Source organism: Sorangium sp. So ce726, from assembly GCF_051521405.1.
Classification (GTDB): domain Bacteria; phylum Myxococcota_A; class Polyangia; order Polyangiales; family Polyangiaceae; genus Sorangium.
In genome coordinates, this window is the sequence record NZ_CP150349.1 from 739957 (window position 1) to 766629 (window position 26673).

20 protein-coding genes are annotated in these 26673 nt (G+C 69.5%); 10 read left to right on the forward strand and 10 right to left on the reverse strand.

All coding sequences use genetic code 11. The features are described from left to right. Positions 1 to 316 precede the first annotated feature (316 nt). From WME79_RS02730 to WME79_RS02740, 3 genes are read left to right on the forward strand one after another with little or no spacing between them, the layout of a single operon-like run. Positions 317 to 595, forward strand: coding sequence for a metal/formaldehyde-sensitive transcriptional repressor (locus tag WME79_RS02730; protein ID WP_437531495.1), 279 nt, complete (start codon positions 317 to 319; stop codon positions 593 to 595). Between the two features lie 11 nt (positions 596 to 606). After that, the gene (gene dmeF, locus WME79_RS02735) at positions 607 to 1626 is read left to right on the forward strand and encodes a CDF family Co(II)/Ni(II) efflux transporter DmeF (RefSeq protein ID WP_437531497.1); all 1020 of its coding nucleotides are present in this window, start codon (positions 607 to 609) and stop codon (positions 1624 to 1626) included. Between the two features lie 14 nt (positions 1627 to 1640). Beyond that, on the forward strand, positions 1641 to 2192 hold the full coding sequence (locus tag WME79_RS02740; RefSeq protein WP_437531499.1) for a manganese efflux pump MntP: 552 nt from the start codon (positions 1641 to 1643) through the stop codon (positions 2190 to 2192). A gap of 79 nt (positions 2193 to 2271) precedes the next feature. Here the strand turns inward: WME79_RS02740 and WME79_RS02745 are convergent, their stop codons facing one another. After that, entirely contained in the window at positions 2272 to 3624 is a 1353-nt protein-coding gene (locus tag WME79_RS02745) for a glycosyltransferase (RefSeq protein WP_437531501.1), read from the reverse strand. A 588-nt stretch (positions 3625 to 4212) separates the two neighbouring features. After that, positions 4213 to 6678 carry a membrane dipeptidase gene (locus tag WME79_RS02750; protein WP_437531503.1) on the reverse strand — a complete coding sequence of 822 codons (2466 nt, stop codon included), beginning with the start codon at positions 6676 to 6678 and terminating at the stop codon, positions 4213 to 4215. Positions 6679 to 6976: 298 nt separating this feature from the next. Between WME79_RS02750 and WME79_RS02755 the strand changes: the two genes are divergently transcribed. Together WME79_RS02755 and WME79_RS02760 are read left to right on the forward strand one after the other, a co-directional pair. Next, a complete protein-coding gene (locus WME79_RS02755; protein ID WP_437531505.1) occupies positions 6977 to 12601 on the forward strand; it encodes a DNRLRE domain-containing protein in 5625 nt (1874 codons plus the stop codon). 88 nt (positions 12602 to 12689) lie between these two features. Beyond that, entirely contained in the window at positions 12690 to 14381 is a 1692-nt protein-coding gene (locus WME79_RS02760) for a VWA domain-containing protein (RefSeq protein WP_437531507.1), read from the forward strand. A gap of 96 nt (positions 14382 to 14477) precedes the next feature. On the opposite strand, the gene WME79_RS02765 is transcribed toward WME79_RS02760, so the two are convergent. The 3 genes from WME79_RS02765 to WME79_RS02775 all read right to left on the reverse strand — a co-directional run bounded on the left by WME79_RS02765 (position 14478) and on the right by WME79_RS02775 (position 18496). Continuing rightward, entirely contained in the window at positions 14478 to 15473 is a 996-nt protein-coding gene (locus tag WME79_RS02765; RefSeq protein ID WP_437531509.1) for an AraC family transcriptional regulator ligand-binding domain-containing protein, read from the reverse strand. A 159-nt stretch (positions 15474 to 15632) separates the two neighbouring features. After that, the gene (locus WME79_RS02770; protein ID WP_437531511.1) at positions 15633 to 17024 is read right to left on the reverse strand and encodes a DUF1552 domain-containing protein; all 1392 of its coding nucleotides are present in this window, start codon (positions 17022 to 17024) and stop codon (positions 15633 to 15635) included. After that, positions 17021 to 18496: a DUF1592 domain-containing protein gene (locus tag WME79_RS02775; protein WP_437531512.1), complete on the reverse strand. Its 1476-nt coding sequence runs from the start codon at positions 18494 to 18496 to the stop codon at positions 17021 to 17023. Before WME79_RS02775 ends, WME79_RS02770 begins: the two co-directional genes overlap by 4 nt. Before the next feature lie 46 nt (positions 18497 to 18542). On the opposite strand from WME79_RS02775, the gene WME79_RS02780 reads away from it, so the two are divergent. After that, positions 18543 to 18755: a hypothetical protein gene (locus tag WME79_RS02780; RefSeq protein WP_437531514.1), complete on the forward strand. Its 213-nt coding sequence runs from the start codon at positions 18543 to 18545 to the stop codon at positions 18753 to 18755. 193 nt (positions 18756 to 18948) lie between these two features. Here WME79_RS02780 and WME79_RS02785 read toward each other — a convergent pair whose 3' ends face one another. From WME79_RS02785 to WME79_RS02795, 3 genes are read right to left on the reverse strand one after another with little or no spacing between them, the layout of a single operon-like run. Continuing rightward, positions 18949 to 19656: a hypothetical protein gene (locus tag WME79_RS02785; RefSeq protein ID WP_437531516.1), complete on the reverse strand. Its 708-nt coding sequence runs from the start codon at positions 19654 to 19656 to the stop codon at positions 18949 to 18951. Further along, the gene (locus tag WME79_RS02790; protein WP_437531518.1) at positions 19653 to 20399 is read right to left on the reverse strand and encodes a tetratricopeptide repeat protein; all 747 of its coding nucleotides are present in this window, start codon (positions 20397 to 20399) and stop codon (positions 19653 to 19655) included. Before WME79_RS02790 ends, WME79_RS02785 begins: the two co-directional genes overlap by 4 nt. Beyond that, the gene (locus WME79_RS02795) at positions 20399 to 20944 is read right to left on the reverse strand and encodes an RNA polymerase sigma factor (protein WP_437531520.1); all 546 of its coding nucleotides are present in this window, start codon (positions 20942 to 20944) and stop codon (positions 20399 to 20401) included. Before WME79_RS02795 ends, WME79_RS02790 begins: the two co-directional genes overlap by 1 nt. 261 nt (positions 20945 to 21205) lie before the next feature. On the opposite strand from WME79_RS02795, the gene WME79_RS02800 reads away from it, so the two are divergent. Together WME79_RS02800 and WME79_RS02805 are read left to right on the forward strand one after the other, a co-directional pair. Then, the gene (locus WME79_RS02800; protein WP_437531522.1) at positions 21206 to 22138 is read left to right on the forward strand and encodes a hypothetical protein; all 933 of its coding nucleotides are present in this window, start codon (positions 21206 to 21208) and stop codon (positions 22136 to 22138) included. Between the two features lie 523 nt (positions 22139 to 22661). Then, positions 22662 to 23093, forward strand: coding sequence for a DUF6968 family protein (locus tag WME79_RS02805; protein ID WP_437531524.1), 432 nt, complete (start codon positions 22662 to 22664; stop codon positions 23091 to 23093). 102 nt (positions 23094 to 23195) lie between these two features. On the opposite strand, the gene WME79_RS02810 is transcribed toward WME79_RS02805, so the two are convergent. Next, a complete protein-coding gene (locus tag WME79_RS02810; RefSeq protein ID WP_437531525.1) occupies positions 23196 to 23459 on the reverse strand; it encodes a hypothetical protein in 264 nt (87 codons plus the stop codon). 287 nt (positions 23460 to 23746) lie between these two features. On the opposite strand from WME79_RS02810, the gene WME79_RS02815 reads away from it, so the two are divergent. Together WME79_RS02815 and WME79_RS02820 are read left to right on the forward strand one after the other, a co-directional pair. Continuing rightward, entirely contained in the window at positions 23747 to 24079 is a 333-nt protein-coding gene (locus tag WME79_RS02815; RefSeq protein ID WP_437531527.1) for a hypothetical protein, read from the forward strand. 88 nt (positions 24080 to 24167) lie between these two features. Continuing rightward, the gene (locus WME79_RS02820) at positions 24168 to 25310 is read left to right on the forward strand and encodes a D-alanine--D-alanine ligase family protein (RefSeq protein ID WP_437531529.1); all 1143 of its coding nucleotides are present in this window, start codon (positions 24168 to 24170) and stop codon (positions 25308 to 25310) included. A 19-nt stretch (positions 25311 to 25329) separates the two neighbouring features. Here the strand turns inward: WME79_RS02820 and WME79_RS02825 are convergent, their stop codons facing one another. Continuing rightward, positions 25330 to 26424 carry a GHMP family kinase ATP-binding protein gene (locus WME79_RS02825; RefSeq protein ID WP_437531531.1) on the reverse strand — a complete coding sequence of 365 codons (1095 nt, stop codon included), beginning with the start codon at positions 26422 to 26424 and terminating at the stop codon, positions 25330 to 25332. Positions 26425 to 26673 lie beyond the last annotated feature (249 nt).

Here is a 26673-nt window from a genome sequence, read left to right on the forward strand (position 1 = left end):
ATGTTCACCGTGGTGCTTCGAGCGGCGGTCGCTGCTCGAAGCATCCATCTTCCGCTCGCGCTCGCCCGGACGCTTGTATGAAATGGACGGAAGCGTGCGCGTTGCCGCGTGGTGATGCTGGTGAAGTGTGGTGATGTGTGCGATGCGGCAGCTTGGATAACGCGAGGCGCACGTCCCCCGTCGTCCACCCTGCCGAACCCCTGGGAGCTCGGCCTCAGCGGCCTCGGCGAGGGCGGCGGACCTGCACCGACCGTCGCCGGCCTCCGAGAGGGGCCAGCGCGTGGCGCTTGATCCACATAGTATACCCCCCTATACTATGAGCGTGCACACGGTCGAGAACAAGAAGAAGCTCATCGCTCGTGTCCGGCGGATCCGTGGGCAGCTCGAAGCGGTCGAGCGGGCCCTCGAGGGCGAAGCGGGTTGCTCGGAGGTCCTGCAGACGGTGACCTCGGCGCGTGGCGCGCTGAACGGCCTCGTGGGCGAGCTCATCGAAGGTCACATCCGTACGCACGTCATCGACGGGGAGCGTGCAACGGCGCCTCAGCGGGAGGCCGCGGACGAGCTGGTTCAGATCGTCCGCGCCTATGTGAAGTGAAGGAAGCAACGATGAGCGACTCCACGGGATCCGATCAGCTCGCCCAGTTTCGACACGCCCACGACCACGGCGCCGCCGCGTCTTCGCACGAAGCCAGGACCCGGTGGGTCGTTGCGCTGACCTTCGCCATGATGGTGGCGGAGCTCGTGGTCGGCTATGCGACGAACTCGCTCGCGCTCACGGCCGACGGTTGGCACATGGCCACGCATGCGGGCGCGCTCGGCATGGCGGCCTTCGCGTACTGGTTCGCGCGCAAGCAGTCCGGGTCGAGCGCCTTCTCCTTCGGGACAGGCAAGGTGCACGCCCTCGCCGGGTACACAAGCGCGGTCGTGCTTGCGCTCATCGCGCTCCTCATGGTCGTCGAGTCGCTGCGCCGTTTCCTCCATCCCGAGTCGATCGCCTTCTCCGAGGCGCTTCCCGTCGCCGTCGTTGGCCTCGCGGTCAACCTCGTCAGCGTGAAGCTCCTCCACGCCGACGATCACCATCATGAGGCGCACGACGACCACTCCGACCACGATCACCACGACCATGACCATGGCGATCACGACGACGAGCACGCCCATGGCCACGACCACCACGGGCACGACCACAACTTGCGTGCGGCGTACTTCCACGTCCTCGCGGACGCGCTGACCAGCGTGCTCGCGATCCTCGCCCTCCTCGGTGGGCGCACCTTTGGCTGGACGTTCCTCGACGCCGCGATGGGCATCGTCGGCGGGCTCGTCATCGCGAAGTGGAGCTACGGACTCTGTCGACAGGCGGCCAAGCAGCTGCTCGACGTCGTCCCTTCCGAGTCCCTTGCTCAGCGCATCCGCGATCGAATCGAGTCGACCTTCGCAGGGGCGAGCGTCGTCGATCTCCACCTGTGGGACATCGGTCCAGGCGCGCGCGCCTGCATCGTTTCGGTCGCGGGACCGAGCCCTCAGGCGCCTTCCGCCTACCGTGATGCGCTCGTCCCGATCGCGAGCCTCCAGCACGTCACGGTCGAGGTTCACCCGCTCTCTGTCGGTGACGCGCGGAGGGGCTCATGAATTTCAGCGCGATCTTGCTCCTCGCGCTCGGGCTCGCGATGGACGCGACGGCTGTCGCGGCGGCACGAGGGCTGTCAGTCCCGGTGATTCGGGCGCGCCATGTCCTGCTCGTCGCGGGGTTCTTCGGCGGCGCTCAGGCCCTGATGCCCGTCATCGGCTGGCTGCTCGGAGCGCGGATCGGTCCGCGCGTGCAAGCGTGGGACCACTGGATTGCGTTCGTACTGCTCGCGTTTATCGGTGGAAAGATGCTCTGGGAAGCCCGCGGCGACAACAGCGGCGAGGGCGAGACCACGGCCGATCCCTTCGCGTGGAGCTCGATGTTCGTGTTGGCGATCGCCACGAGCATCGACGCCCTCGCCGTGGGCATCACACTGCCGATGTTGAACGCCCCGTTCGCGATCTCCGTCGTGACGATCGGCGTCGTCACGGCGCTTCTCAGCGCAGCGGGGCTCTTCGCGGGACGGCGGTTCGGGGCGATGCTCGGCAAGCGTCTCGACGTCGCTGGGGGGGTCGTTCTCATCGGCCTCGGGGTCAAGATTCTCCTCGAACACCTCATGGTGTCTTAGGCGTGTCCCCGCAGGCCGCGCCCGCCAGGCTCCGAGTGCACAGGGACGAGGCGAGTTTGAGTTGCGCCGCAGCGCTCGCTCAGATCGACAGCGCGATCGGCGAGCGCGTCCGCGCGCTGGCCGCTGCGTCGCTGTGCGGCGCGCCCCAGCCGCGGCCCGGCGCCTTGGCAGCCGCGCTGACGCCGAACGCGCGCTGCAAGAACGACGTGCTCCGCGCACAGGCGAGCAAGTCGCTCGGCCGGATGGCAGGCAGGCCGCGGTGCAGCTGCCGTACGAGCAGCAGAGTGTAGAGATCCATGTAACGCTCGACCATGCGGGCAGCGGAGTAGCGCTGGAGCGTGACCTTCCGGCCGTACCGACCCATCCGCGCGGCGAGCGCGGGGGTGTCGCGGAGCTCCGTCAGCCTGGCCGCGAGCGCCTCGGCGTCCCCGGAAGGCACGAGGAAGCCCGTGTATCCGTCGGTGAGGGCCGTGGGCACGCCGCCCACGGCGGTCGCGACGACGGGGAGCCCGGCCGCCATCGCCTCGAGGACGGCGAGCGGCAGGCCCTCGGAGGTGGAGGAGACGGCGAACGCGTCGAGCGCCGCGAGCACCTGGGGCATGCGGTGCCGCCTGCCGACGAACAGCGCGCGCCCGGACAGGCCGAGCTCGTGCGCGAGCGCGACGAGCCGCGCGCGCTCCGGGCCATCTCCGACGAGGAGCAGCCGCCCGTCCTCCGGCAGCGCCTGCGCGGCCGCGCGCAGGAGCAATGCGTTATTGTTCACGGCAGCGAGGCGCGCCACGCACCCGAGCACCCAGGCCTGCTGCGAGATGCCGAGCTCGGCCCGGACACGGGCCCGGGCCACCGGATCGGGCGCGAACCGCGATAGATCGACGCCGCTGGCGATGACGTGCAGCTTCTCGGCGCTGACCTCGCCCTGGCTGACCAGGGTCTCGGCGGTCGGCCGCGAGACCGCGACGTGGGCGTCGACGAACGCGGCGGCGGCGCTGTGCAGCCATCGCCGGCCTCGCAGATCCTCCGAGGCGCCGTGCTTCGTGTGGATGACGGGGACGCGGTGGAGCCAGCCCGCGGGCGCGGCATAGACGAGCGGCAGCTGGTCGTGCACATGGACGAGCGACGACCCTCTCGCCCTGAAGAACGCGACGAGCCGGGCGGTCATGCTCACGTCAAAGCCGCGGCGCTTCGGCAGGAGCTGCACCTCGACGCCGCGCCGCCGCAGGTGCTCCGCCAGCGGGCCGTCCGGCTCATCGGCGATGGCGATCACGGTCACGTCGTGGCCTGCAGCGCGCTGGAGCACCGCCAGATCGACGACCACCCGCTCGGCGTCGCCGGCCTTCAAGCTGCTCACCACATGCGCGATCGCGAGCTTCCATGGAAGCCCCGCCCTGCTCCGGTCGCGGTCTCCCACGCCGTAAATGTCACGAAGATCCATGTCTCCCCCCTCGAACGAATGGAATCGTGTCGACGCGCGCTGCTCGTCCAGCGTGCCTGCGTTGCCTGGCTTCTCAAGGCGTGATCTGGCTTCTCCGATCGGCGGAGCGGCGCTGCGCTCCCTGACCGATGCAGCGAAGCGATGATGGACGAGCGTCCTGGGCTTGAGAACCGTGAGCGCCGCAGTACGCCGAGGCCGATGCGCGGCGGACAGTAGGAAAGTTGATTGGTGTGGAATATAGGCCGAACCAGGAATGTGGCAATACAAAACTGTGATGAATGGTAAGACGGCGGTGCGTGAGGATTGTTGCCCAGGCCGGGCCGCGCGCCGTGCGCTCGCTCCGGCTGGACGGGATCCGTCCGCGACTTCTAGCCTCGGCGCGAGTGTCGGGTTTCTTCCGGGGCCGCGTACGGCTTTGTCCTGCAGAACCGGCGCCTGGCGATGGAGAGGCATTGAAGAGGGGGTGGGGGCGCTCCTCGACGGCGGGCAGGTTCACGCGTCATCGCTCCCGTCGCGGTCAGTCAGGTGCCGGCGATCGACCTGCCTCCAGGCATGTGAGATTGGCGACGTGGCATGTTGCGTGACGCGTCAGCGGCAGAAGAGGAACCTGCAGTTCCCGGATGCGCACTGGTTGTCCTTCGTGCACGCCGCTCCCCGGCCGCGCTTGTTGACGCACTCGCCCTCGTTGGTACCCCACCCGCAGAACTGGCCCGCTGCGCAGTGCGCGTCGGAGCGGCAGAGGCACGTCTGGGTGAGATCGCCGCAGCGGTTGCTGGGGCACTCCTCGTTCACACGGCACCCCTGGCCGATGGCCTTCGATCCGGGCGTGTAACAGAAGCCCGCGCCGGCGATCAGCCCGCCACAATGGCCGGAGGCGCACTCGCTGTCGCGCGTACACAGCTGATGCTCGGCCTTCTTCGGCTCGCAGGCGTTGTCGCCGCCGACCCCGGGCGTCTTGAGCGCGCAGCGGAGGCCGCTGCCGCAATCGGCGTCGTCGTTGCAGACGCAGCGGCCCGGGATCGCGTTGCAGGCGACGGCCGTGCACTGGCCGCTCTCGCACTCCTCATTGAACCGGCAGCTCCCGCCCAGCACCTGATATCCAGGGCAGTAGGCCGCGCCGCACTTCGTGGGATAGGCAGACTCCCGCTCCTCCGCCGTCGCGAAGGGCGCGATGCCGCTCTCGTCGAGATCGGCGGCGGGATCGGCCATCCCGGCCCGCGGCCCCTGGGCGCGCTCCCACATGCGAAGGAAGGACTCGGTCGAGGATCTCAGGCCGGTCGTGTCCACGCCCAGGCGATCGAGATCGGCCAGGAGGTCGGGCAGCATCCCCTCGTGGGCCAGGCCCTTCTCGTCGAACGCCGTCCCCAGGGGGCCGGGCCCCTGCGCGCGCTGCTCCCAGGCCTGGCAATCGGCCTCTGCCTGGAACGCCGCCGAGCAGGCGCCGTCCTCGCCGAAGCGCGGCCGGGTCTGCTGGATGAAGCCGTTGAGATCTGCCCCGAAGGCCATGGGGACCTTCAGGCCGAGCCGCCCATACTCGTACGCCTGCGCAAAGGAGCGCGACGAGCCCTGACAGCTGTTCTCGACGGAGCTGCGGCTGTACTGTCGGGTCTCGTCGTGCGCGGTGCGCAGGCCGAAGATGCCGCCGGTCTGCCGGAGCATCCGGATCACCCGCGCCGGCGTGGACTTCTCCTTTTCAGCCACCGCCGGGGCCATGATCTCCCGGAAGTGACCGTGGGAGATGTAGATGGGATAATAGTCGCGCGCCCGCGCCAGCTCGAACACCCGATCCACGCCGCGCTCCGAGAGGTGCGCGACGTCGAGCAGCATCCCCCGGTCCATCATCTCGCCGACGAGCGCCTCGCCGAGGGGCGTCAGCCCGCGCACGTTGCGGCAGCTCGCGTCGACATCCATGCCCAGCGTGATCCCCGCGAGGGTGGCGCCGCAGTCGGTGTCGATGAAGCAGTTCTCGGTGTACTGCGCGAGCTGGAAGATCGGGTTGTGCAGCGCCGCCCCGCCAAAGGCGTTGTCGACCTGGTGCACCGGCTGGAGCGTCCGGACCCCCAGGGCGTGGTACCTGGCGAGCTGCGCGCGCATCTTCGCCGCGTCGACGTCTCGGCCGAACAGGTGGCTGGCCTCGATGGACAGCACCACCGCCAGCTTGCCCGCGCCGATGATCTGCCGGGCGTGCGCCGGCGAGAGCGCGACCTCCATCCAGCCGGCGTTGCGAGCGGCCAGCGCGTGGGTCATCTGGATCTGGAGATCGACATCCACCATCTCGTCGCACGCCCGCTGCCGGTTCTGCTCCGGAAGGATCGAGCAGAGCCAGTCGTAGCTCACCGCCGACATGACGATGAGGCTCAGCCCGCGATCGTGGGCCGCGCGCAGCCAGCTCACGTGACCCTGCTGGTGAGCGATGGTGTCCCAGCGCGGCCACCCCTCGGAGAAGCGCTTTCGCTCGAGGTGGAGCCCTGTGTCGCCGCTCGTCCCCTCCGTCTGGCCGATCACCTCCGAGCCGCCGATGCCGCCGCCCAGGCCGAGCAGCGCTGACAGCGCGCCGCCGCTGGCCAGATCGAGCATCGTCGACTGAGGGCAGTGGTCCAGGAGCCCGCTGAGGCCCTGTTGAACGCGCGCGTGATCGCTCCCTGGACTGCCGCCGTCGCAATCGTCCAGGGCGCCGGCGCCGTCGTGCTTGCCGTGGAGCCATCCACCCCCGAACGCCTCCTCCGACATCATGTGGAAGTGCAGGTCCGCGAACCCGCTCACCGGCGCTCCGCCGAGCGGCGCCGGGGAGGGGACCGGGAGCGCCGCGGCGGCGCCGGCTTCCGTCGTGGCGCTTGCGGAGAGGCCGAGCGAGGCAGAGAGCGCGAGATCGTCCGGCGCGCCCTGTTCGCCGGGAGGCGAGGGAGTTCCCGGGTCGCACGCGGACGTCGTGAGCGCGAGGGCGGCCAGGGCCGCGGTCGCGAAGAAGCGCGGCCAGCGCCGGCGGCGCGCTCGGGGCGCCGGGCCAGGTCGAGTCGATAGCGCGCGTGTCAGGCAATCGTCGGGGCAGGTCATGGATGTCGCGGTCCGGGGGTTCGGTCGTGGGGGTTCCAGGCGATGAGGGCGCCTGGTTAGCTGGGGTATACCCTGCCGTATTTTCAAGCGGTGAACCGGGCCCGCGCGGCGCGTGGCGGGTTTTGTCAGCGCCTGGCGCGTTTTGTCGCCTTCGCCTCCGGCCCGGAGGCAGCTAATCCACGCAACGATGGGAGACCGCGAGCCGCTCCGCGAGCGGGCACGGCGGCCGACCGCGTCACGTCCGCTCATCTCGGCCGATCAGGCCGTCGGGGTTGATTCAATGACAGCTCTCAGGTCCATGCTGATACGTCAGCTCATCCAATCACGAGACGCCCTCGCGGATCCCAGGCGCGCGGGGCGACTCCCGCTCCTCCTGTGCCTGGGCATCGTCGCATCGGCCTGCGCGGGCGGCGCCGACGAGCCGAGCGAGCCGAACGAGCCCATCGGAAGCGTGCAACAAGCGCTCTGCTCCGCGGACGACGTGGGCTGCCAGAGCGGCGCCCCGAGCTGGCCAAGGTGGTCTCAGCAGCCCGATCGGCCGGACCCCGTCTTCGAGGAGTTCGAGACCGGCTCGGGCGCCGCGAGCGCGTCGAGCAGCGCCAGCAGCGCGTCGAGCAGCGCCAGCAGCGCAAGCGGGGCCGGCGGAGGCTCAGGCTTCGAGTTCAAGCCCAAGGCGTGCGACCCGAACCTGCTCGGCAAGATGCCGGAGAACCCCAACCCGAAGGGCGCCGACCTCCAGAACATCACGACGAACTTCCACGTCCTGCAGTCGATGCAGCTCCTCTCGTCGATCATCAACAAGACGGCCGAGGCGATCAACGCCGCCGACACGGAGCCGGTCGCGGACGCGGACAAGGGCAAGTGCATCTGCACCCAGCGCGTGGCCGCCGGGTGTCTGGACGTCATCCAGAAGAGCAAGACGACCTACGAGGAGTGCTCCGACTTCTGCGACCCGGTCACGACGCCGACGAACACCTGCAGCACCGGCGTGCTCGTCTGGCTCTCCAACGACGTCCAGCAGACCGAGGCGGGCAAGTACAAATGGGCCTTCAAGGCGGTCAAGTGGCTCGACAAGATGGCCGGCGAGATCTCCGACGGGCGCTTCGCCGACTTCCTGGAGCAGGCCGGCGGCGAGCTCGAGAACGCGACGGAGCTGCTCGCGAAGATCCAGTGTTATATCGACCTCTACACCGAGGGCTACCACCTCGGCAGCTACTCCGAGCAGCGGCCCGATCTGCACATGTGCATCCCCTGGGCCGGCCATGGCGCGTACGCCACGATGGTCGAGAGCGGCGACGGCAAGTGGGGCATCGGCGGCCGCTACACGTCGCATAACCTGAGCGAGGAGCGGCGCGCCCAGATGCGCACCGGCGGCTTCGCCGTGACGGCGTTCGGCAAGACGTTGAGCATCCTTCCGGGGACGGAGTTCAACATGCAGCTCGACGGCTACAAGTGGTTCAACCGCGAAGCCCCCCTCGGCATCGCGGCCTTCGGCCACTCGGGCGGCGGGGGCTTGAGCCTCTCCGCCGCCAAGAAGAACGGGGTCTTCTACCTCGCGGACGAGGATCAGACCGAATCGCTCGACACCGATCACGACGGCCGGGTGTCTCCGCAGGAGTTCCTCATCGGGACCTACATGCCGTTCTCCTACACGGCGGACTACACGCCGAGCGGCGCTCCGAGCCCGGCCACCTGGCCCAGGGACGCGGCGGAGCCGGTCGAGGACTGGGAAGGGCGCTCCGCCGCCATCATGGCCGCTGCGCTCAACCTGGATATGCGGATGAAGCCGATCGAGAAGGAGCTGACGAAGATCCCGCTCCCCCCGGTCCCCGGCGCGTTCCTCATCCCGTACTTCCGGCTCGGCGCCGGGGTCAAGTGGTACGACGAGGCCTATTTCATGCGCAAGCGCCTGCAGGAGGCGCTCAACAAGCACACGAACCACAAGATCGGGGATGTCGATTTCGGTCGCGACATGCACCCGTTCCAGGCGCCGGACGTGACCGGCGAGGCGGGGACGGAGGTCTCGGTGAAGCCGGAGATCGGCGCGAAGCTCTTCCTCGGCGTGCCGCTCGGCAAGCGGCTGAAGGTCGGCGTCGAGGCGAGCATCGGCTTCTCCGTGGATCTCAGGCCGAGCGGCTCCGGCGGCGTCGTCGATCTCAACACCTCGCTCGAGCGGGCGCTCGTGAACAGCAACCCCGACGAGGACCTCGAGTGCAAGCCCGTCTTCAACCACAAGGATCAGACGTACTGCTCGAACCGGCTGGTCGAGGAGTCGGAGCTGAACCTCGGCTGCTCCCCGCTCGACACCAACAACTCCTGCTGCCTCACCTTCATCACCGGCGGCCGCGCCTGCATCGACGACTGGACGGGGATCACCGAGGAGTGGTGCGACTCTGGCAAGCTCTCGTACGAGCTGTTCGCCACCTTCATGAAGGAGAAGCAGGCCAAGCTGCTCAAGAGCGCCTTCAAGCAAGGCTTCACCGCCAAGTGGAACGCGAACAAGACCTGTGACGAGTGTGACAGCGACGGCACCTGCGTGACCGACGTGCGCAGCGACGATCTCCGCGACATCTCGGGCTGCCAGAAGCACGGCGTCTGCTGCCTCCCCGTGGCGTCGTCGCCCTTCGGTCTGGCCGGGTCGCGCGCCCTCACGAACGGCAGCTACGCGCAGGCCCGCTTCCTCCAGGCCGGCGATCTGGCCTATGACGCGGCCACCCGGATGCTCTACGTCGCGGATCGGACCGCCGTGCGCCGCATCGACCTGACGAGCGGCGCGGTGACCACGATCGCGGGGTCGACCTCCGCGGGCACCGCCGATGGCGTGGGCACCGCCGCGCGGTTCAACACCCTCTCGGGCATCACGCTCCACGACGGCGCCCTCTACCTCGCGGATCGCGGCAGCCGCACGATCCGCAAGCTCACGCTGAGCAACAACCAGGTCACGACGATCGCCGACCGCACGGTGGTCGGCACGCCGCGTGACGTGGCCGTGGTCGGAGGCCACCTGTACGTCACCGACAGCGCGAACCGCACGCTGATCTGGATCGATCTGGCGACGGGCGCGAACATCGCGGTCGCCGGCAAGGCGCCCTTGTCCGGGAACGCCGACGGCGTGGGGACGACCGCGCGCTTCGCCGAGCCGGCCGGCATCGTCGCCGACGGGCGCGGCAACCTCTACATCGCCGACGCGTTCAATCACTCGCTGCGCCGGTACGAGATCGCGACCTCGATGGTCACCACCGTGGCAGGCAACGGCGCCGCGGGCTCCGCGGACGGCGTCGGGACGGCCGCCCGGCTCACCTCGCCGCAGGCGCTGGCGATCGACGGCGCTGGCAGCGTGTTCATCGGCGAAGGCAACAGGCCTGGTCGAATCCGGCGCTTCGACCCGGCGCTCGGCGCCACGGCCACGGTCGCCGGCGCGCCTGGCACCGTATGGCAGGACGGCCTGGTCACGACGGCCGTCTTCGAGCTGCCCGGCGGCCTCGCCGTGCTGCCGTCGGGCGACATCTATGTGAGCGATACGCTGCCGTATACGGTCCGCAAGCTCGGGAGCAACTGCGACGCATCGGTCCCGGGAGCCGTCGTGTACGACGTCACGGAGTCCGAGTGCCCCGGCAACTTCGGTGCGTACCGCTGCGTGACCGAGACCCGGAGCGATGTCGTCGACTGGAGGGGCCCCGGCTGCCACCCGCTCCAGGCCGGCTTCCAGTCCGCGTGCGGCTGCACGTCGAACGCCGACTGCGCGAGCGGCGAGACCTGCGACGCCGTGAAGAAGCTGTGCACCGCGGGCGGCGCGCCGGTCCCCTGCCTGTGCAGCGGGGAGCCGAACCCGAGCTGCGCGAGCGAGCCAGGCCGCACGTGCGTCGAGGGCGCGTGCACCCGCCGCTGCAACTACGATTCTTCCACCGCGGACACCGTCTGCGGCTACGGTCAGGTCTGCACGCCCGACGGCGCGTGCGCGCCGCAGGCCGGCGCCCAGTACGCCGAGCAGGTGATCTGGGGCCTCAGGAACCCCGAGGCGCCCGCCCACGCGATCGCCACCTACGGCATGAGCGAGATCGAGCTGATCGCCGCGCTCAACGCGGGCATCCACGTCGGCCTCGAGTTCAAGCTCTTCAAGAAGCCGAGGAAGTTCACGCTGTGGGACTGGCGCCGATCCTGGGATATCGGCTCGGTCGCCAAGGCCAAGTTCCAGCCAGGGCTCGAGGCGACGTACCAGTGGGACAGCACGTCGCTCGGCGAGGTGACGAACTACCAGAAGGAGGAGGTGACCCGTTACGCGGCCATCACGTCGGAGACCGCCGACTTCCTCTCGTGGTGCAAGGACGAGATGCCGCTCTACGCGGAGGACCCGCTGCCCCCCACCACGGACGACGTGAAGGCCAGCGTGCAGGAGGTCATCGACTTCGGCTTCGCGCTGGGAGAGCAGGTGTCCACGATGGAGAACCTCTGCATCGACGGTCGGCCCATGATGGACTGGCTGCAGGACAAGGACGCGCTCGCCGAGACGTTCGTGACCGGGACCTGCTCCTACGTCGGACCGGTGAGCGGCTTGCGTGGCAACCTCAATTTCCCGTGTCAGGAGGCGCACCTGTACCTGCTGATGCACTGGGGCTGCCTCGACACGCAGCGCTCCCCCGTCTCCAACCAGCTGCGGCTCGGCGACTTCAGCGGCGCCGTCGTCAACAACCCGACGCCCACGTTCGATCTGACCAAGATCCTGTACGACACGAGCAACGGGCTCGAGGCGTTCAACCTGGTGCGCCGCAGCGCCCTGGCCGAGACGTGGCTCGCCGAGGTGGAGGCGTGCTTCGACGACCACTCCGAGGACACCGTGCCTTGCACGTGCATGGACGACGCGGATTGCACGACCGGACCGGGGCAGACGTGCGTGAGCGGGACGTGCCAGGGCCCCGAGGACGACGTCATCCAGTGCTCCGTCGTGAAGAACGCGGGCGTGACCGTCGAGCGCTGCTGCGGCGACGGCGTGAAGCAGGCGTCCGAGCAGTGCGACGACGGCGACACGCAGAGCGGAGACGGCTGCTCGTCGAGCTGCCTCCTCGAGACGAAGGGCGCGTGTTGCCGGTCCCAGACCTGCACCGATCTCGGCACGGGCGGCATCGGCTCCAGCGCGAGCTGCCGTGAGGCCGGCGGCTACTTCGTGAGCGGCTACAGCTGCGCGCAGATCGACGCCTGCGGGGCCGAGCCCATCGGCTCGTGCACGGAGCCCGACGGCACCTGCCACACGCCGACCTACGAGGCGCAGTGCGACGCGGTGAGCGGCGTGTTCACCGCCGGCGGCCGCTGCGAGAACGCGCCGGAGCGGCTGGAGATCCAGCCCGGCAGCGCCGGCGTCGACGCGACCATCACCAGCCTGAGCTCGGGCGCCGGGACCAACAACGGGAATTCCCCGAACCTGACCGCGGGGCTGTGGACGTCCAGCGACGTCAAATACACGAACCGGAGCCTCTTCCGCTTCGATCTGTCGACCATCCCGGCGGGCTCCACGATCGAGCGGGCGCGCCTCAGCCTCTACGCCGATCCCGGCGCGCGCCTCTACGGCCAGGGCACCTCGAACGGCCTCTCCCCGGGGCACGCGACGCTCGGCGGCTCCAACGCCTTCCTGCTCCAGCGCGTCACCTCGGCGTGGCAGGAGAACACCGTGACCTGGGCCAACCAGCCCACGACCACGACGCTCAACCAGGTGCTCCTGCCGCAGAGCACGTCGGACGTTCAGGACTACGAGCGCGTCGACGTGACGGCGCTCGTGCGGGACATGCTGAGCGCGCCCGCGAACAACCGCGGCTTCCTGATGCGGCTCCAGGACGAGGTGGTGAAGTGGCGAGAGGTCTCGTTCACGTCGAGCGATCACGCGAACGCCGCGCGGCGCCCCAAGCTCGAGGTGGTGTTCCGGAGGCCCTGAACGCCGGCGCGATAGGGCGGGGCGCAGATACGAAGCCGCGCCCCGCTCTCGACCTTTGGTTTTGATCGACACTCAAGAAGGATTGGAGATGATGAGAAGCTCATTCAGAATGTTTGCAGGCGTCGCTGGCGGTCTCCTCATGAGCATGGCGGGGGCGTCGGCGGCGCTGGCCCAGGTCGCCCCGCTGGACACCAACCATGTGGTGATCATCGACCGGTCCGGCAGCATGTACGGCGACCGCATCGAGCTCGCGAAGAAGGCGGCCAAGATCTACTGGAACACGCTCATATCGAGCAACGTGCCAGCGTCGCAGTCGTTCACCGAGCTGCTCGGCGTCGCGAGCTACTCCGACACCTCGTCGGTCACGTACCCCATGACGGCGCTGCCGGCGTCCGGCCTGGACACGGCGGTCGAGGCGCTCGTCGCCGACGGGTCGACCTCGATCGGGGCCGGCCTCCAGGAGGCGCTCGACATGCTGGTCTCCGAGAGCCCGACCAAGAGCGCGCGAGAGTGCGTCATCCTGCTCTCCGACGGGCAGCACAACACGCCGCCGGCCCCGAGCGACGTCTACGCGGACTATTTCAGCCGCGTGGACGAGGTCCACTCGATCGCGCTCGGGTCGGGGGCGGATGAGGCGATGATGAGCGACATCGCGGCGAACTACGGGTTCTCGCCAGGGCTCTACCTGCGCGCCGACAGCGACACCGCGGTCGATCAGCTCGAGCTGATCGGCGCGTTCAACCGCATGGCGAACGATTGCCGCGATGGCGGCATGATCGACCAGGGACTGACGCAGATCCCGCCTCCGTCGCCTTCGTCGCCGCTGTCGTTCGCGTGCGCGGACACGCTGGTCTCGGCGGCGCAGATCGTGGATTTCACGATGATCTTCGTCGGGGCGGCCGCGCCGGAGGTCTACTTGCTTCCTCCGTGGGATCAGACGTCCGAGATCACCGAGGCGAATTTCGCCGCGTCTGGCTCCGACCTGACCTTCTTCTCGGCCGAGAACTTCAAGCGCTTCTCCCTGAACCTGACGCAGGCGTACGAGGAGGGGTTCTGGCAGTTCTGCGCCGTCAACACCTCGGATCAGCCCATCTACGTCTACTCCGCGGTATCGACCCTGGCCGACACGATCAAGCTCCAGGTCACGCCGAGCACGCTGCGCGTCGGGACGGCGCCGCTCGTCGTCGAGGCCGAGGTGACCCACCTGGGCAGCCCGGTCGTGGGCGCCACGGTCAGCGCGGAGATGACCGGCCCGAGCGGCGCGGTCACGCCCCTGTCGTTCCACGACGACGGCGCCGCCGCGCACGGCGACACGACGGCCAACGACGGTGTCTACTCGCTGAAGGTCGGCCAGTTCGCCGAGGTGGGGAGCCACGACGTCACGGTGTTCGCCGACTACGCCGGCAGCGCCACGATCCCGATGTTCACGCGGCAGCACACGTTCGGGTTCTACAAGGACCCCGCGCCTCCCTGCCAGAGCATCGGGCCGATGAGCACGGCGATCGTCGCGTCGGTCAACGGGACCTCGTGCTTCCGGATCGATCGAACGAGCCTCCCGACCGGCTGGACGCCGTCGACCCTGACGCTGCAGATGAGCCCGACGGACGGCGTGCCGCTGAACGGCGTCAGCGTATCGGTCAACGGCGGGACGCCCCAGAACGCCCCGTCGAACAGCTGGTCCTCGACGACCACGATCCCGTTCCCGGGCACCGCGAACGACGTTGTCTACCAGGTGAGCACGACCAGCAACAGGCAGCTTCGGATTCAATGGTATCCGTGACGCTGCGTGACGGTCTCGGCGCGACGCGCCGCTGACTCGTCATGGACCGCGCGCGCGTGGCGTCCCTGTCTATCGGGACCGCCGGTGAGCTCCGGCTCACCGGCGGCGCAGCGCGCGGGACACCGAGCGCGTGCTCCCATAGCCGAGCCCGGCGGCGAGCGCGCGCCTCGTTGGGTTGGACGAGGCCAGGTAGCGGTTCGCCAGCTCGGTTCGCGCTTCCATCAACAGGGCGCGGTGCGACGTGCCCTGCTCTCGCAGCAGCCGCTGGACCGTCCGCGAGCTCACGCCGAGGTGCTCGGCGACGCGATCGATGTTCGGGTTGCCCTGGGCGATGCAGAGCTGGAGGGCCTGTCGGACGTCATCGACGAAGCTCGACGGGACGGCGGCGGCCGCCGGCGCCCCGCTCGCCTTGCCGAGCGCCTGCAGGCGCGCCGCCGCGCAGTCCTCGAGGATCTCACAGAGGCGCGGCTCGGCGGAATGGAAGGGCAGCTCCAGGAGATCCCGATCGAAGACCAGCTCGTCACAGGGGGCATCGAACTCGACCCGCGCGTCGAAGACGCGCTCGTACTCGCCTGCGACGCGCTCGCGGCGGTGCCGGAAGCGCACCGCCTGCGGGCGGATGTGCTCGCCCGAGAACGCCCGCGTCCGGAGCACCATCAAGCTGACGATGAGGTCCGCGACGGCGGGCACGCCGTCCGGCGAGACGTGGCGGAAATGCGCGCGGCGACCGGTCACCTCGAGGCTCAGGACGCCCCCATTGGCGACCAGCGGAGCGAAGCGGATGACGCGCTCCAGCGCTGTGCCAAAGCTGCTGCTGCTGCGTGTCAGGTAGTCCAGGAGATCGAGCGAGCCGACCTCGAGCCCCTGCGCGGCGTGCAGCCCGAGCAGCGGATTGCCGCTCATCTTCTCGGCGGAGGACCATATCTGCCGCGCCACGCTCAGAGAGATCGGCAACCCGCGCTGGCGGAGCGCCTCCGGCGGGAGCGCGGCGTTGCGCAGGACCGCGTCGATCGGCAGCCCGAGCTTGGGCGCTGCGGAGAGAAGGAGCAGGACGAAATCAGAGAACGCGGACTGAGCTGGCGCATGGACCACGGTTCCTCACAAGCCAAATGTGTCGGAGCGTAGTGGCCGAGGCCGCCCGGGGCAACCCGGATCCTGGCGCCGGGCGCCTGCCCGCCCGGCGGCGTGCCTGGCGTGCGCGGCGCGCGTGGCGCGCGTGGCGCGCCCGGGGATGCGAGGCGAAATGGGGGGTCAGGCCACGAGGCCCGGCAGCGGCCCGGTGCACACGCCGGGAATGCCGAAGGTGGTCACGTCGTCAAGGCCCATGGCGTTGCACACCGACACGAGCAGGTTGTTGTGTGGCAGGTCGGTGTATTTCATGTAACGGCCCATCTTGAAGTAGCCGCCCGCGCCGCCCGCGAGCACCCAGGGGATATCCTTGTACGTGTGCGTGTTGCCGACGCCGAGCTCGTTGCCCCAGAGCAGCAGGGTGTTGTCCAGCACTGAGCTGCCGTCCACTTCCTTCGCGAGCGCCAGCTGATCCATCATGTATTTCAGCTGCTCGCTGTGCCAGACGTTGATCTTCACGAGCTTCTCGTTGGCGACCGCATCGTTGTCGCCGGCGTGGGAGAGCTCGTGGTGCTCCTCGTTCACGCCGATCCAGGGATAGTACTGCCAGCTATCCGCGTTGGCCCACATGAACGTGGAGACGCGGGTCAAGCCGCAGATGTGCGCGAGCAGCATCAGATCGGTCTGCAGCCGGCCGACCTTCGGATAGTTCTCCATCGCTCGCGTGTCGAACTTCTCCGGCAACGTGAGCGGCGTGCACGAGACCGCGGAGCTCTGCAGCCGCTGCTCGATGTTGCGGATGCCGCCGAGGTGCGCCTCGAGCCGCGCCTTGTCCTCGGAGCTGACGCGCGTCTTCAGGCGCCCGATGTCGTCCTTGAGGAAGTCGAGCACGCTCCGGCGCTCGGCGATCAGCCGCTGCAGCTCCGTTTCGGAGAGGTCCGCGTTGGCGAAGATGCGCGCGTACATCTGGAACGGGTCGTCGACGGCCGTGTTCGGCTGGTTCGGACCGCGGTACGAGACGACGCGGAGCGGCTCCTGCCCCTCGATGCGCACGCCGAACTCGAGCGACGGGAACTGGCTGTTGCCGCCGATGTGATTGGCGATGTACTGGTCGACAGAGATGCGATCCGCCCAGCCGGCAGGGCCGCCCGCGCCCGTGAAGCTGCCGGCGAGCAGCGAGCCGCCCGTGAGCATCGCCCCGGGGCCCTTCATGTGCGGGCCGCCTGGCTTGTTCTCGCTCGGGACGCCGAGCTCGTCCTCGACCGTCGAGTTCATGTGCACGCCCTTGAGCACCAGCATCCTCTGCTTGTGCTCCTCGAGCGGCGCCAGGATCGGGCCGAGCGTGAGCGGCGCCTCGTGCGCGTCCCCTGCCGGGAAGAACGCCGATGGCACCGTGCCGTTCGCCGAGAAGATGCCGATGAAGCGCTTGGCGCCCGGCTGCTTGGCGTCCTGACCAAACACCGTGGAGCTCCGCCAGATGGGGCTCGTGAGCGCGACGGTCAGGGCGCCGAGCCCGCCCAGCAGCTTGCGGCGGCTGATCTGGGTGCGGAGGTCGATAGGGCCTCTTCGGTTCATGGCGTCTCCTTCGTATCGATCGGGCGGCGGTAAAGGAAGGCGTCCGTCTCCACGACGGCGCGGGGAAGCGCGTTCAGATCCTGGCCGGCGGCCTTGAAGGTCTCGAGCAAGCTCTCCATCGAGCAACCATCCATGTCCTGTTCGAAGCGGGCGATCGCGAAGCGGAACCACTGGCGCGCCACGCACTCTTCCACCTCGGCGCTGCCCGCGAGCTTTGCGCCGAGCGCCGCCACGCCATCGAAATCGCCGTTCATGTCGCGGGTGGCGATGACCTTGCCGCTCGCGTCGACCGGCTCGCCGCCGTCGAGCTCGCGGTAGCGGCCGAGCGAGTCGAAGTGCTCGAAGCCGAAGCCGATCGGATCGAGCAGCTGGTGGCAGCCGACGCAGCTCGGGTCCACCTCGTGCTGCGACAGCCGCTCTCGGGTCGAGCTGTTCGGGTCGACCTCGGGCGGCTTGGGAATGTTCGCCGGCGGGGCCGGCAGCTGCTGGCAGAGCAGCGCCTCGCGCACGAACTTCCCTCGGTAGATCGGCGAGCTCTCTGCGGGCTTCGCCTGGATGGCGAGCAGCGCCGGGAGCGTCAGGATGCCCGAGGCGGTGCCGTCCGTGCGCTGCAGGGCCTGGAAGGAGTCGTCGCCGGTGACGCCGTAGTACCCGCCCAGATCCTCGTTATAGAAGACCGTCGTCGAGGTGAGGAGCGCGCTCAGCTTGCCTCCCTCGTTGCTGAGCACGTGGTCGAAGAAGGCGTCGGCCTGCCCGCGCAGCGACTCGCGGAACGACCGCGATTTCCACTTGGGGAAGGCGTCCTCGTCCTTCACCAGGCTGTTCAGGCCGTTCAGGTGCGTCCAGCCGCCGAGGAAGCGATTGACCAGCTTCTCGCCGCGCTCGTCCGCGAGCATCCAGCCGAGCTGCGCCGCGATGCCCTCCTTCGTGGTCAGGCTGCCATCTTCGATGGCCTCGCTCAGCCTGGCGTCCGGCAGGGTGCCCCACAGCATGTACGAGAGGCGGGCGGCCACCTCGTACGGAGAGAGCTTCACGGCGCGATCGCTCACCTTCTCCGAGGTGCCGATCTCGACGCGGTACAGGAAGCGCGGTGACTGCAGCATGCCGCGGAGCAGGAGCTCGACCCCGTGCTCGTAGCTTGTCTCCGCGCCCACATCGAAGAGCTGCAGGTGTCGCTCGATGTCCGCCGCGTCCGTGATCGGCGCGCGGTAGGCGCGGGCACCGAAGTCCACGACCAGCTGGCGCGCGCACTCGCTCGGCTCGGCTCCGGCCTCGCAAGGCGCGATCCTGTCGAGCGCCGCCGGATTGCCGACGACAGCCGCGGCGATGACGTCCGCCGCGTCCTGGAAATGCTCGAGCTCGACCTGCGTCACGTCCGGCTGCAAGAGGCCGAACGACGACGCCTCGACGGCGGGGCCGAGCGCTGCATCCAGGCCCGGCACGTCGCCGACGAGGTCGCGCACGGTGTTCATGTATTGATCCCGCGAGAGCAGCCGCATCGGCGAAGGCCCAGGATCGATGGTGCTCGTGTCGCACCTCAATGGCTCGCCGGGGCCCGCCGACCCCGAGCCGCCGCTGCTGCTGCTGCTGCTGCTGCTGCTGCTCGAATTGCCGCTCGTGCCAGTTGTGCCGCTTGTGACATCCCCGGGCGATATGCCGTCTTCGCTGCCCAGGTTACCGATGCACGCCGACAGCGCGAGCGCCACGGCGAGCAAGCCCACGTTTCCGTGAGACTTGAATTGTTCAATCGATGATGTAGTCATTAAGGGCTCCGCTCGAAGCTGTTGGCTACTCCGGCTCGGTGGGAGACTAGCTCGGGCGCGATCACCTTTTTAATCGTCGAGACGTGGAGACGTTTCGATTGGTACGAAGAGGTGGGGCCATGGTCACCGAGGTCCGACCCGATGGTGGGGGCGCCCCCGGCTCATGATCCTTCGATGTGGCAGCACACAAAACAATCGTAGGCTTCGAGCAATTCGCGCCCGGCGCACGGGACGTCTCCGCACGCGGTTCCCTTCAAGGCGCCGCAGCTCGGGAGGCATTCACCGCCGATCTCGATCGAATGTGGTGGAGCGCAGGGCGTGTCATTACCTGGAGGCTCATCGCCGTCGGGCGTGAAGTACAGCCGATCCAGCCGGACGCCCTCGACGGCGTTCGCGATGACGAGCTCGTGAGCTCCGGCCGAGAGGGGAAAGCGGAGCGGCTCGCCATAAAGCGTGTTGTCGTGGAGATCGTCCCAGAACCAGATGTCGCCGACGCTGATGCGCCAGAGGTACCAGGGGCCGCTGTCCACCTGGAACCAGAAGCGGTTGTTGCTGGCGCCCGGAGCGTGGATCCGCCCCCAGATCAGGTACTCTGCCCCGCTCGGCACCTCGAAGCGGTAGCTCGCTCGCGCGAGCCCCGGCGCGTCGTCCGAGGGCGCCCCGGGCGGGGGGGCGATGAAGCGGCCCCCGGAAGCGCGGCTGTCTTCATCCACGGTGAAGCCGTCGCTCAGCTCTCCGAGCTCCGCCTCGATATACGAAGATCCCGACACGACAGGAGCCCAGGCTCCGACCGAGGTGATCTCCGCATCACACCCGGTGGCCGCAAGGCAGCCGAACGCCATGATGCGAGCGGCCGAGCAGCGCTTCACGGCTGATCCAGGAACCGCCTTAGCTTCGCGCTGTGGGGGCTCTTGGGATACTGCTTGACGAAGGCCTGAGCGCGCCGCTTCGCCTCCTGCGTGTTGCCGCGCGCGGCCAGCTCGTCGATGGCGAGCACCTCGCGCTCCTGCCGGAGCATGCCGTTCGGGAACTGCGCGCGCAGGCGCTCGAGGAGCGCCGTGGCTCCCGCCACGTCTCCGGAGCGCAGCTTGGCGCGCGCTTCCGTGAGCAGCGCGCTCTCCGCGCGCAACAGATCGGTCTCCGTCGGTTTCGGTCCGGTCGGCCTCCGGGTCGGCTCCACCTCGGCGGGTACATCGAGCGGCGGCTCCGGAAGTGCCTTGAGCTCCGCCACAGGCGCCACCGAGGCTTTCGACACATCCTCCGGCGCGCGCTCCGGGGCCGCCGTGCGGGGCAGTGCAGGCGCCTCGGCCGAGGAGGAGAGGGCCCAGTAACCTCCGCCGAGCGCCAGACCGCCGCCCACGAGCCACGCCGCTGCCTTGACCGAGACCGCCGACGGCAACAGCGAACCGACTCCAGCCTTCGCGGCAGCGGCCGCGCTGGAGCCGGCCTTGGCGCCGACGGCCGTCCCCGCCGCCAGCTGGCCCGCGATGCCGCGCCATGCGCGCTCCTTCGCGCCCTCGGGCGGACCCACGTGGTGCACGCTTTCCAGGAGCTCCCGCTCGAGCGAGTCCGCTCCGCTCTTGACGCTCAGCAGCCGTTCAGGATCCCCCATCACACGGCCTCCTTTCGGCTCGTGTCTTGTGCCAGCGCGAGGCGCTTGACCTCGCGCGAGAAGGTTTCGCGCGCCAGGCGAAGGCGCGAGCGCACGGTGCCCACGGAAATTCCCAGGAGGTCCGCGATTTCCTGCCCCGACTTCTCCTCGAGCTCGAACAGGACGAACACGAGGCGCTGCGGCTCCGGCAGCTTGTTCAAGATGGCTTCGGCCGCCTGAGCGCGCTGCCGCGACTCCGCGCTCAGCGCGAGCTCCTCGGACGCGCCGCCGTAGAGGTCCATCTCCGCGGCGTCCGTCGTGACCTCGCGCCGGAGCCGCGCGGAGCGCCGGTAGTCGCTCGCAACACGCTGGCAGATACCGAAGAGCCATGTCGTGACGAGCGATCGACCTTCGAACTCGGAAAGCTTGAAGTGCGCGGTCAAGAACACCTTCTGCGCCAGGTCGAGCACGTCCGCCTCGCGCACCCCGAGGCGCCTGAGCGAGCACCAGACGAAGTTGAAGTGCGCGTCGTAGAGGGCTCGAAACTCTGCGTCCGGTGTGCTCATGCCCGTAATGTCCCGGTGACCTGTCAGCGAACGAGATGAGCAGATGCCGCAGGCTCGAGCGCGGAATTATGCAGGAACGATACCACTCGGCTACCTAGTGGGGCTGCTCGCCCGAGACGATCACAAAAAAATGCGCGTTCACCGCGCGGCGGCTACCCTCGCGTCGTCCCCATGCGGAGGCGTCGCGCTCTTTCCGTGGCTTTTTGTGCGATGTTGACCGCTTCGGGGACTGCTACGGCACAAACCGAGCCGTTTCTGAGCGTGACGCGCGGCGCTGGCGCCGAGAGCTGCCCGGATGCGGCGCGCCTCATCGAGCGAGTCGAGCAGCTGCGCGGCCGACCGGAGACGGGTGCGAGCGGCTCTTACCTCGTCGAGTTCACCCGGGATGCCGACGGCTTTCGCGCGTCCATCCGCAGCGGGACCGGCGCACGCGAGCTGCGCGATCGCAGCCGCGGCTGTTCCGGGCTCGAGCAGGCGACGGCAGTGACGCTCGCGCTGCTGCTCGACTCCGACGCGCGGGAGCCGTCGTCGCGAGCTCCGGAGGCCGACGTGGGCGCCGGGGCGTCGCCTGCCCCCGAAGCGGCGGCGCCTGCCCCCGAAGCGGCGGCGGCGGCCATCTCGCGGCCCAGGCCCGCGGGACCTGGCGGCGGCGAGCGGGAGAACGAGGCTCCGAGTGCAGGGCGTACCCCCACGCGGCTCACGCTCGCGGTTGGCGCCATCGGTCTGTTCGGCGTGGTGCGCCCGTTTGCTCCTGCGCTCTCCGCGGAGGTCGGTATCGGCGGCGCGCGACTTCGAGCGACGATGGGCGCGCTCTGGCTCGTTCCTCAGACGCTGGAGCACGGTCCGGGGGAGCTCCGCGAAACGATGCTCGGCGGCGTCGGCCGCGCCTGCATGGCTGCCGCAGGCTCAGAGGCGCTGCGCTTCGATGTGTGCTCTGGCATTCACGCCGGCTGGCAGAAGGCGGTGGCGAGCGGCTACACGCGGAACGACGTTGCCGAGAAGATGTGGCTGGCGGTGCCGCTCGAGCTATCGCTGGCGAGCCTGACAGGTCCGATCGGCCTCGACGTCAGCGCCTCCGCGCTACTGCCGCTCCGGCGCAGCGATTTCTCGGTGGATGGCGTGGGCGTCGCGTACAGCTCGCTGCCGATCGGCGCGCTGGTGTCGGTCCGCGGCCTCGGGATCTGGGTGCCGTAGGCGTCCTGAGGGAAACCCGTGTCCGTCGGGCCGCCGGGAATCCATCGCTCGGCGGGCTGGTTGATGCGGCGTGGAGCGTTCACCGCCCGAACTGGCGCGCGCCGAGCAATTCTGCATGAAGCGCCTAGGCGCGCGTCTGCGACACCAACGAGGCCATTGGCTTATGGTATCGAAATATCGATCTCTGGGAATCCGACACACTGCATTTCTGCCACGAGAGCCGGCCAACTGATCCATGCTTGGAAAGCATCGATGGGATCAAGTAGAGCGCGCCATACAGCGCATGAAACGCATCGAAGCCGGATCCATGGGACTTATGGGTGTCCCCCGCGTCAGTGACTTCCACGTCAGCTTCCCAGCACAGGGCCGCGGGCCGGTGATCGGGCGCCAACTTCTCTGACACGGGGGGTTCTGCCGAGCGCAGCCACGGAACAGGCGCCGCCGGTGCTGGGAAAATGTGCATGCCAGCTCCCTTGGCTGGCTCGTGTATTGCCCGGTCGAGTTCTCGTACTAGCCTCATCGCATGGATGAGAAGGATTCGCCGATCGCGGAGCGTCGCTACAGCGTGGAAGGTCAGCCTGGGCGAGAAATTATCTTGAAGATTGGACGGCCGTTCGAGGTGAGCCCTCCTGGGGTGGACTGGGCATGTCCCGTCGTCTTCGAGGGCCTGGACGACGGATGCAGCAAGTGCGTGTACGGGATCGACGGTGTGCAGGCGATCCAGCTCGCGATGCAGTACGCGCGCAACCAGCTGGAGGCCTCCGGGCTGCAGCTCCTCTGGATGACCGAGGAGCCGGGCGATCTGGGGCTCCCGCGCTCGATCGAGAGCACGCTCGGCGTATGGTTTCAGCGCGAGCTCGAGCAGATGGTGGAGAGTGAGCAACGCAGGATGCACGAGATCGTGCTCCAGCTCGGCAAGGTGCGCGAGCGGCGCCGGAGATCGACCGGAGCCTAGCTTCGGCGCGGTGCCCGTTTCGTCCCGTGGGCGGGGCCGATCGACCGCTGCGCGATCCTTTCCTCGTCGGCTCCTCCTCCGTCGAGGAGGCGGCACGCCCCATTACATCGTTTCGACCGACTTGAGCATCTCCGGGATGAAGTGGAGTCTCGGCCGGAGCAGCCTGTCGCGGCGCCCGGGCTGTCGGACCTGGAGCATGGCGCCTGTCGCGGAGCTGTTCGAGGCATCCAGTAGATCGTCGGTGAACGTATAACTGTAATTCTCTTGCTTGGTCGGTGTCTTGTCCTCCGCAGCTGCTTCGGGGATCGAGACGCCGAGAAACAGCAGCGCGGCTGTGACTGAAATAAGCGATCGCGGCTTCATCATGCCTCCTCGCCTTTATCGGACACGAGCGAGGTCCGTAGATTGGGACCCTTTTTGCCGAGCTCGACGCCGCGTCGCGGAGCTCGCCGGGGCGGCCCTGCTTGGAGCGCGCTGAGCTCCCTGCTCGGGGCGCCCGCTCCTGGGGCACGCTCCATCCATGGGGACGATGCACCCCTGCGTTCTGTGCCGACAGTCGCGCTCGATGTCGTCGCGGAGGGCTCCCCGGACGGACCGCCGATCCGGTGACAACGCAGGTGACATCGCTCTCCTTCCGCGTAGAATCGGGCGCGATGCTCACCTGCAGTCGAAGGGGCACGACGGGCGGCTTCATCGTTGCGGTCGTCGCGGCGCTCGCCGTGGTCGTCCCCGCCGGAGCGGCCGGGGCGAGCGAGGAGACGCCGGCAAAGGTGGCGAACGGCATCGCCGTCGGCGTTCAGCTGGAGGCGCTCGCGGACGTCAAGGTCGCGCGCGCCGAGGTCGCCCGGGGCTCCAGGGTGAGCGTGGCCAGGCTGATCGAGCGTCAGGGCCAGCTCACCGCCGTCGACGTCGAGCTCGCCGACGGACACGTCGCGCGCGTGGCGATGGCGACGGTCCGCAAGTCGTTCCGCGTCCTCTCCGAGTAGCCGTCTTCTTCGAGTCGCTCGAGTCGCTCGAATCGCTCAAGTCGCCGGCTTCTTCACCCCCGCGCGCGATCGCGGCTAGGGTGCCGCCATGCGGAACCCCGCCAAGGTGCGCGTCGCCGTCCTCTTCGGCGGCCGCTCGGCCGAGCACGAGATCTCCCTCCTGTCCGCCCGCTTCGTCGTCGAGGCGCTCGATCGCGACCGCTTCGAGCCGGTGCTCATCGGCATCGACAAGTCCGGCCGCTGGCTGCTCCAGGAAGAGGCGCTGCTCCTCGGCGCCGCGCGCGACCCCCGCCTCGCCCGGCTGAACGAGGCGATGCCGGAGATCGCCCTCGACGCCCACCCCGGGCCCGCCGGCGAGGCCACGCTGACCGTGCCGGGCGGCGCGCGCTCCCCGATCGACGTCGTCTTCCCCGTCCTGCACGGGCCCACCGGGGAGGACGGCTGCGTCCAGGGCCTCCTCGAGCTCGCCGGCGTCCCGTACGTCGGCTCCGGCGTGCTCGGCTCCGCCGTGGGGATGGACAAGGACGTGATGAAGCGCCTGCTCCGCGAGGCGGAGATCCCCATCGTCCCCCACGTCACGCTCCGCCGGGCCGCGTGGGACCGCGATCGCGGCGCGTGCATCGAGCAGATCGCCGCCCTCTCCGCCGCCGGCAGCCCCGGCTTCGGGCCGATCTTCGTCAAGCCCGCGAACCTCGGGTCGTCCGTCGGGGTCCGGCGCGTCAAGGCGCGCTCCGAGATCGAGGCGGCCGTCGAGCACGCCTTCGAGTTCGACCTGAAGATCGTCTGCGAGCAGGGCATCGAGGGCGTGCGCGAGATCGAGTGCTCCGTGCTCGGCGACGACGACCCCATCGCCTCCGTGCCGGGCGAGATCGTGGTCGGGCACGCCGACGGCTTCTACTCCTACGCCGCGAAGTACATCGACGCCGACGGCGCCACGATCCGGATCCCGGCCGACCTCTCCCCGGCCGAGGCGAACGCCGTGCAGCTGGTCGCGCTCCGCGCGTTCCGCGCGCTGGAGGCGTCGGGGATGGCCCGCGTCGACCTCTTCCTCTCGCCCGATCGCGCTCTTTACGTGAACGAGATCAACACCATCCCCGGCTTCACGGCGATCTCGATGTACCCGAAGCTCTGGGAGGCGAGCGGCATCCCCGCGCGCGAGTTGATCGAGCGCCTCATCGGGCTCGCGCTCGATCGCGGCGCCCGGAAATCCCGCCTCAGGACGAGCGCCTAGCGGCGCGCGTCAGCCCGCGTCAGCCCCCGTCGAGCCGCACGCCGGGGGCGCCGAGCGCGGGACGCCGCACGAGGCACGGGCCGAGCGCCTCGAGGATGCGCGCGTGGCGCTCGGCGGGCGCCCACGCGAGGATGTGCCCGCCGCCGCCTGCGCCGCACACCCGGAGGACCTCGACCCCGAGGCCGTCGAGCCGCCGCTCCAGGGAGAGCGCGAGCGCGCTCGCCGCCGTCGAGAGGCGCACCTTCGCGGCCGCGCCCCGGCGCATGCCCGAGAGCACCAGCGAGAGCGAGCCGATCTCGAAGCCGCGCGCGACCTCGCCGGCCGCCGCCACGAGCTCGCCCTTGGCGTCGCACGCCGAGCTGGAGTCCATCCGATCCAGCACCTCGCCCGACACGCGCCGCACCTCCGTGTCCACGAGCAGCAGCCCCGCCGAGAGCGCGGGCACGAGGTCCGGGGAGCCGATCGCGAGCGGCCGCACCCCCGAGCAGCCGCCGGCGTCGAAGGCGAGATCGAGCAGCCCCCCGAACGCCGCGAACACCTGATCCTGCGCGCCGCACGCGTTGCACAGGCGTTCGCGCTCGATCGCGACCGCCTCGCGCGCCAGGTCCTCCGGCGCGACGGCCTCTCCGATCGAGGCGCGCAGCGCGAACAGCGCCGCCACCGCCACCGACGCGCTGCCGCCCAGGCCGGCCCCGGGCGACATCTCGCTCTCGACCCGCAGGGCGACCCCGTCGCCCACGCCCGCCGCGGAGAGCGTCGCCTCGATCAGGCGGAAGGCGAGATCGTCGCGCGGAGGATCCGCGCGGCGCCGCAGGAGGACGCGCGCCCCTCCGGCGCCGCCGGCGCCCTCGGTCGGGTCGGGCTCCGCCCGTCCCTCGCCGCGCGTGGCGAGCTCGAGCCGCACCCAGCCTCGATCGAACGGCTCCACGATCACGCGCACGCGCAGATCGATCGCGGCGCCCACGACGCGCCCGCCGTCCTGTCGGGCGATGCCGGGCAGGTCGCTGCCACCCCCGGCAAAGGAGACGCGCATCGGCGCGCTGGAGGCCGCGCGCCACAGCGGGCTTCGCAGCGTTCGCGGCGCGGAGAGGGAGCCGGCGCAGGGGGTGCTCATGCTGTCCTTCGGCGCGAGCGCGACCCGCCGGGACGCGAGCCCGCCCCAGGGACCGAGGCGGAGCGCCTCGCGGCGGCACCCGGTGCAGGGAGCAGGCCATCGATGGAGCGCCCGGCGTGCACGCACGCCCGCGCCCGAGCAGGGCTCGCGCCGCAGCCTCCCAGCCCCGTCCTCCGGAGGTGCATGCGCCGCGCCCCCTTTCTTTCCGTTGAGTTGCGGACGGAGATCGCGGGAGCGGCCTGGAGCGCG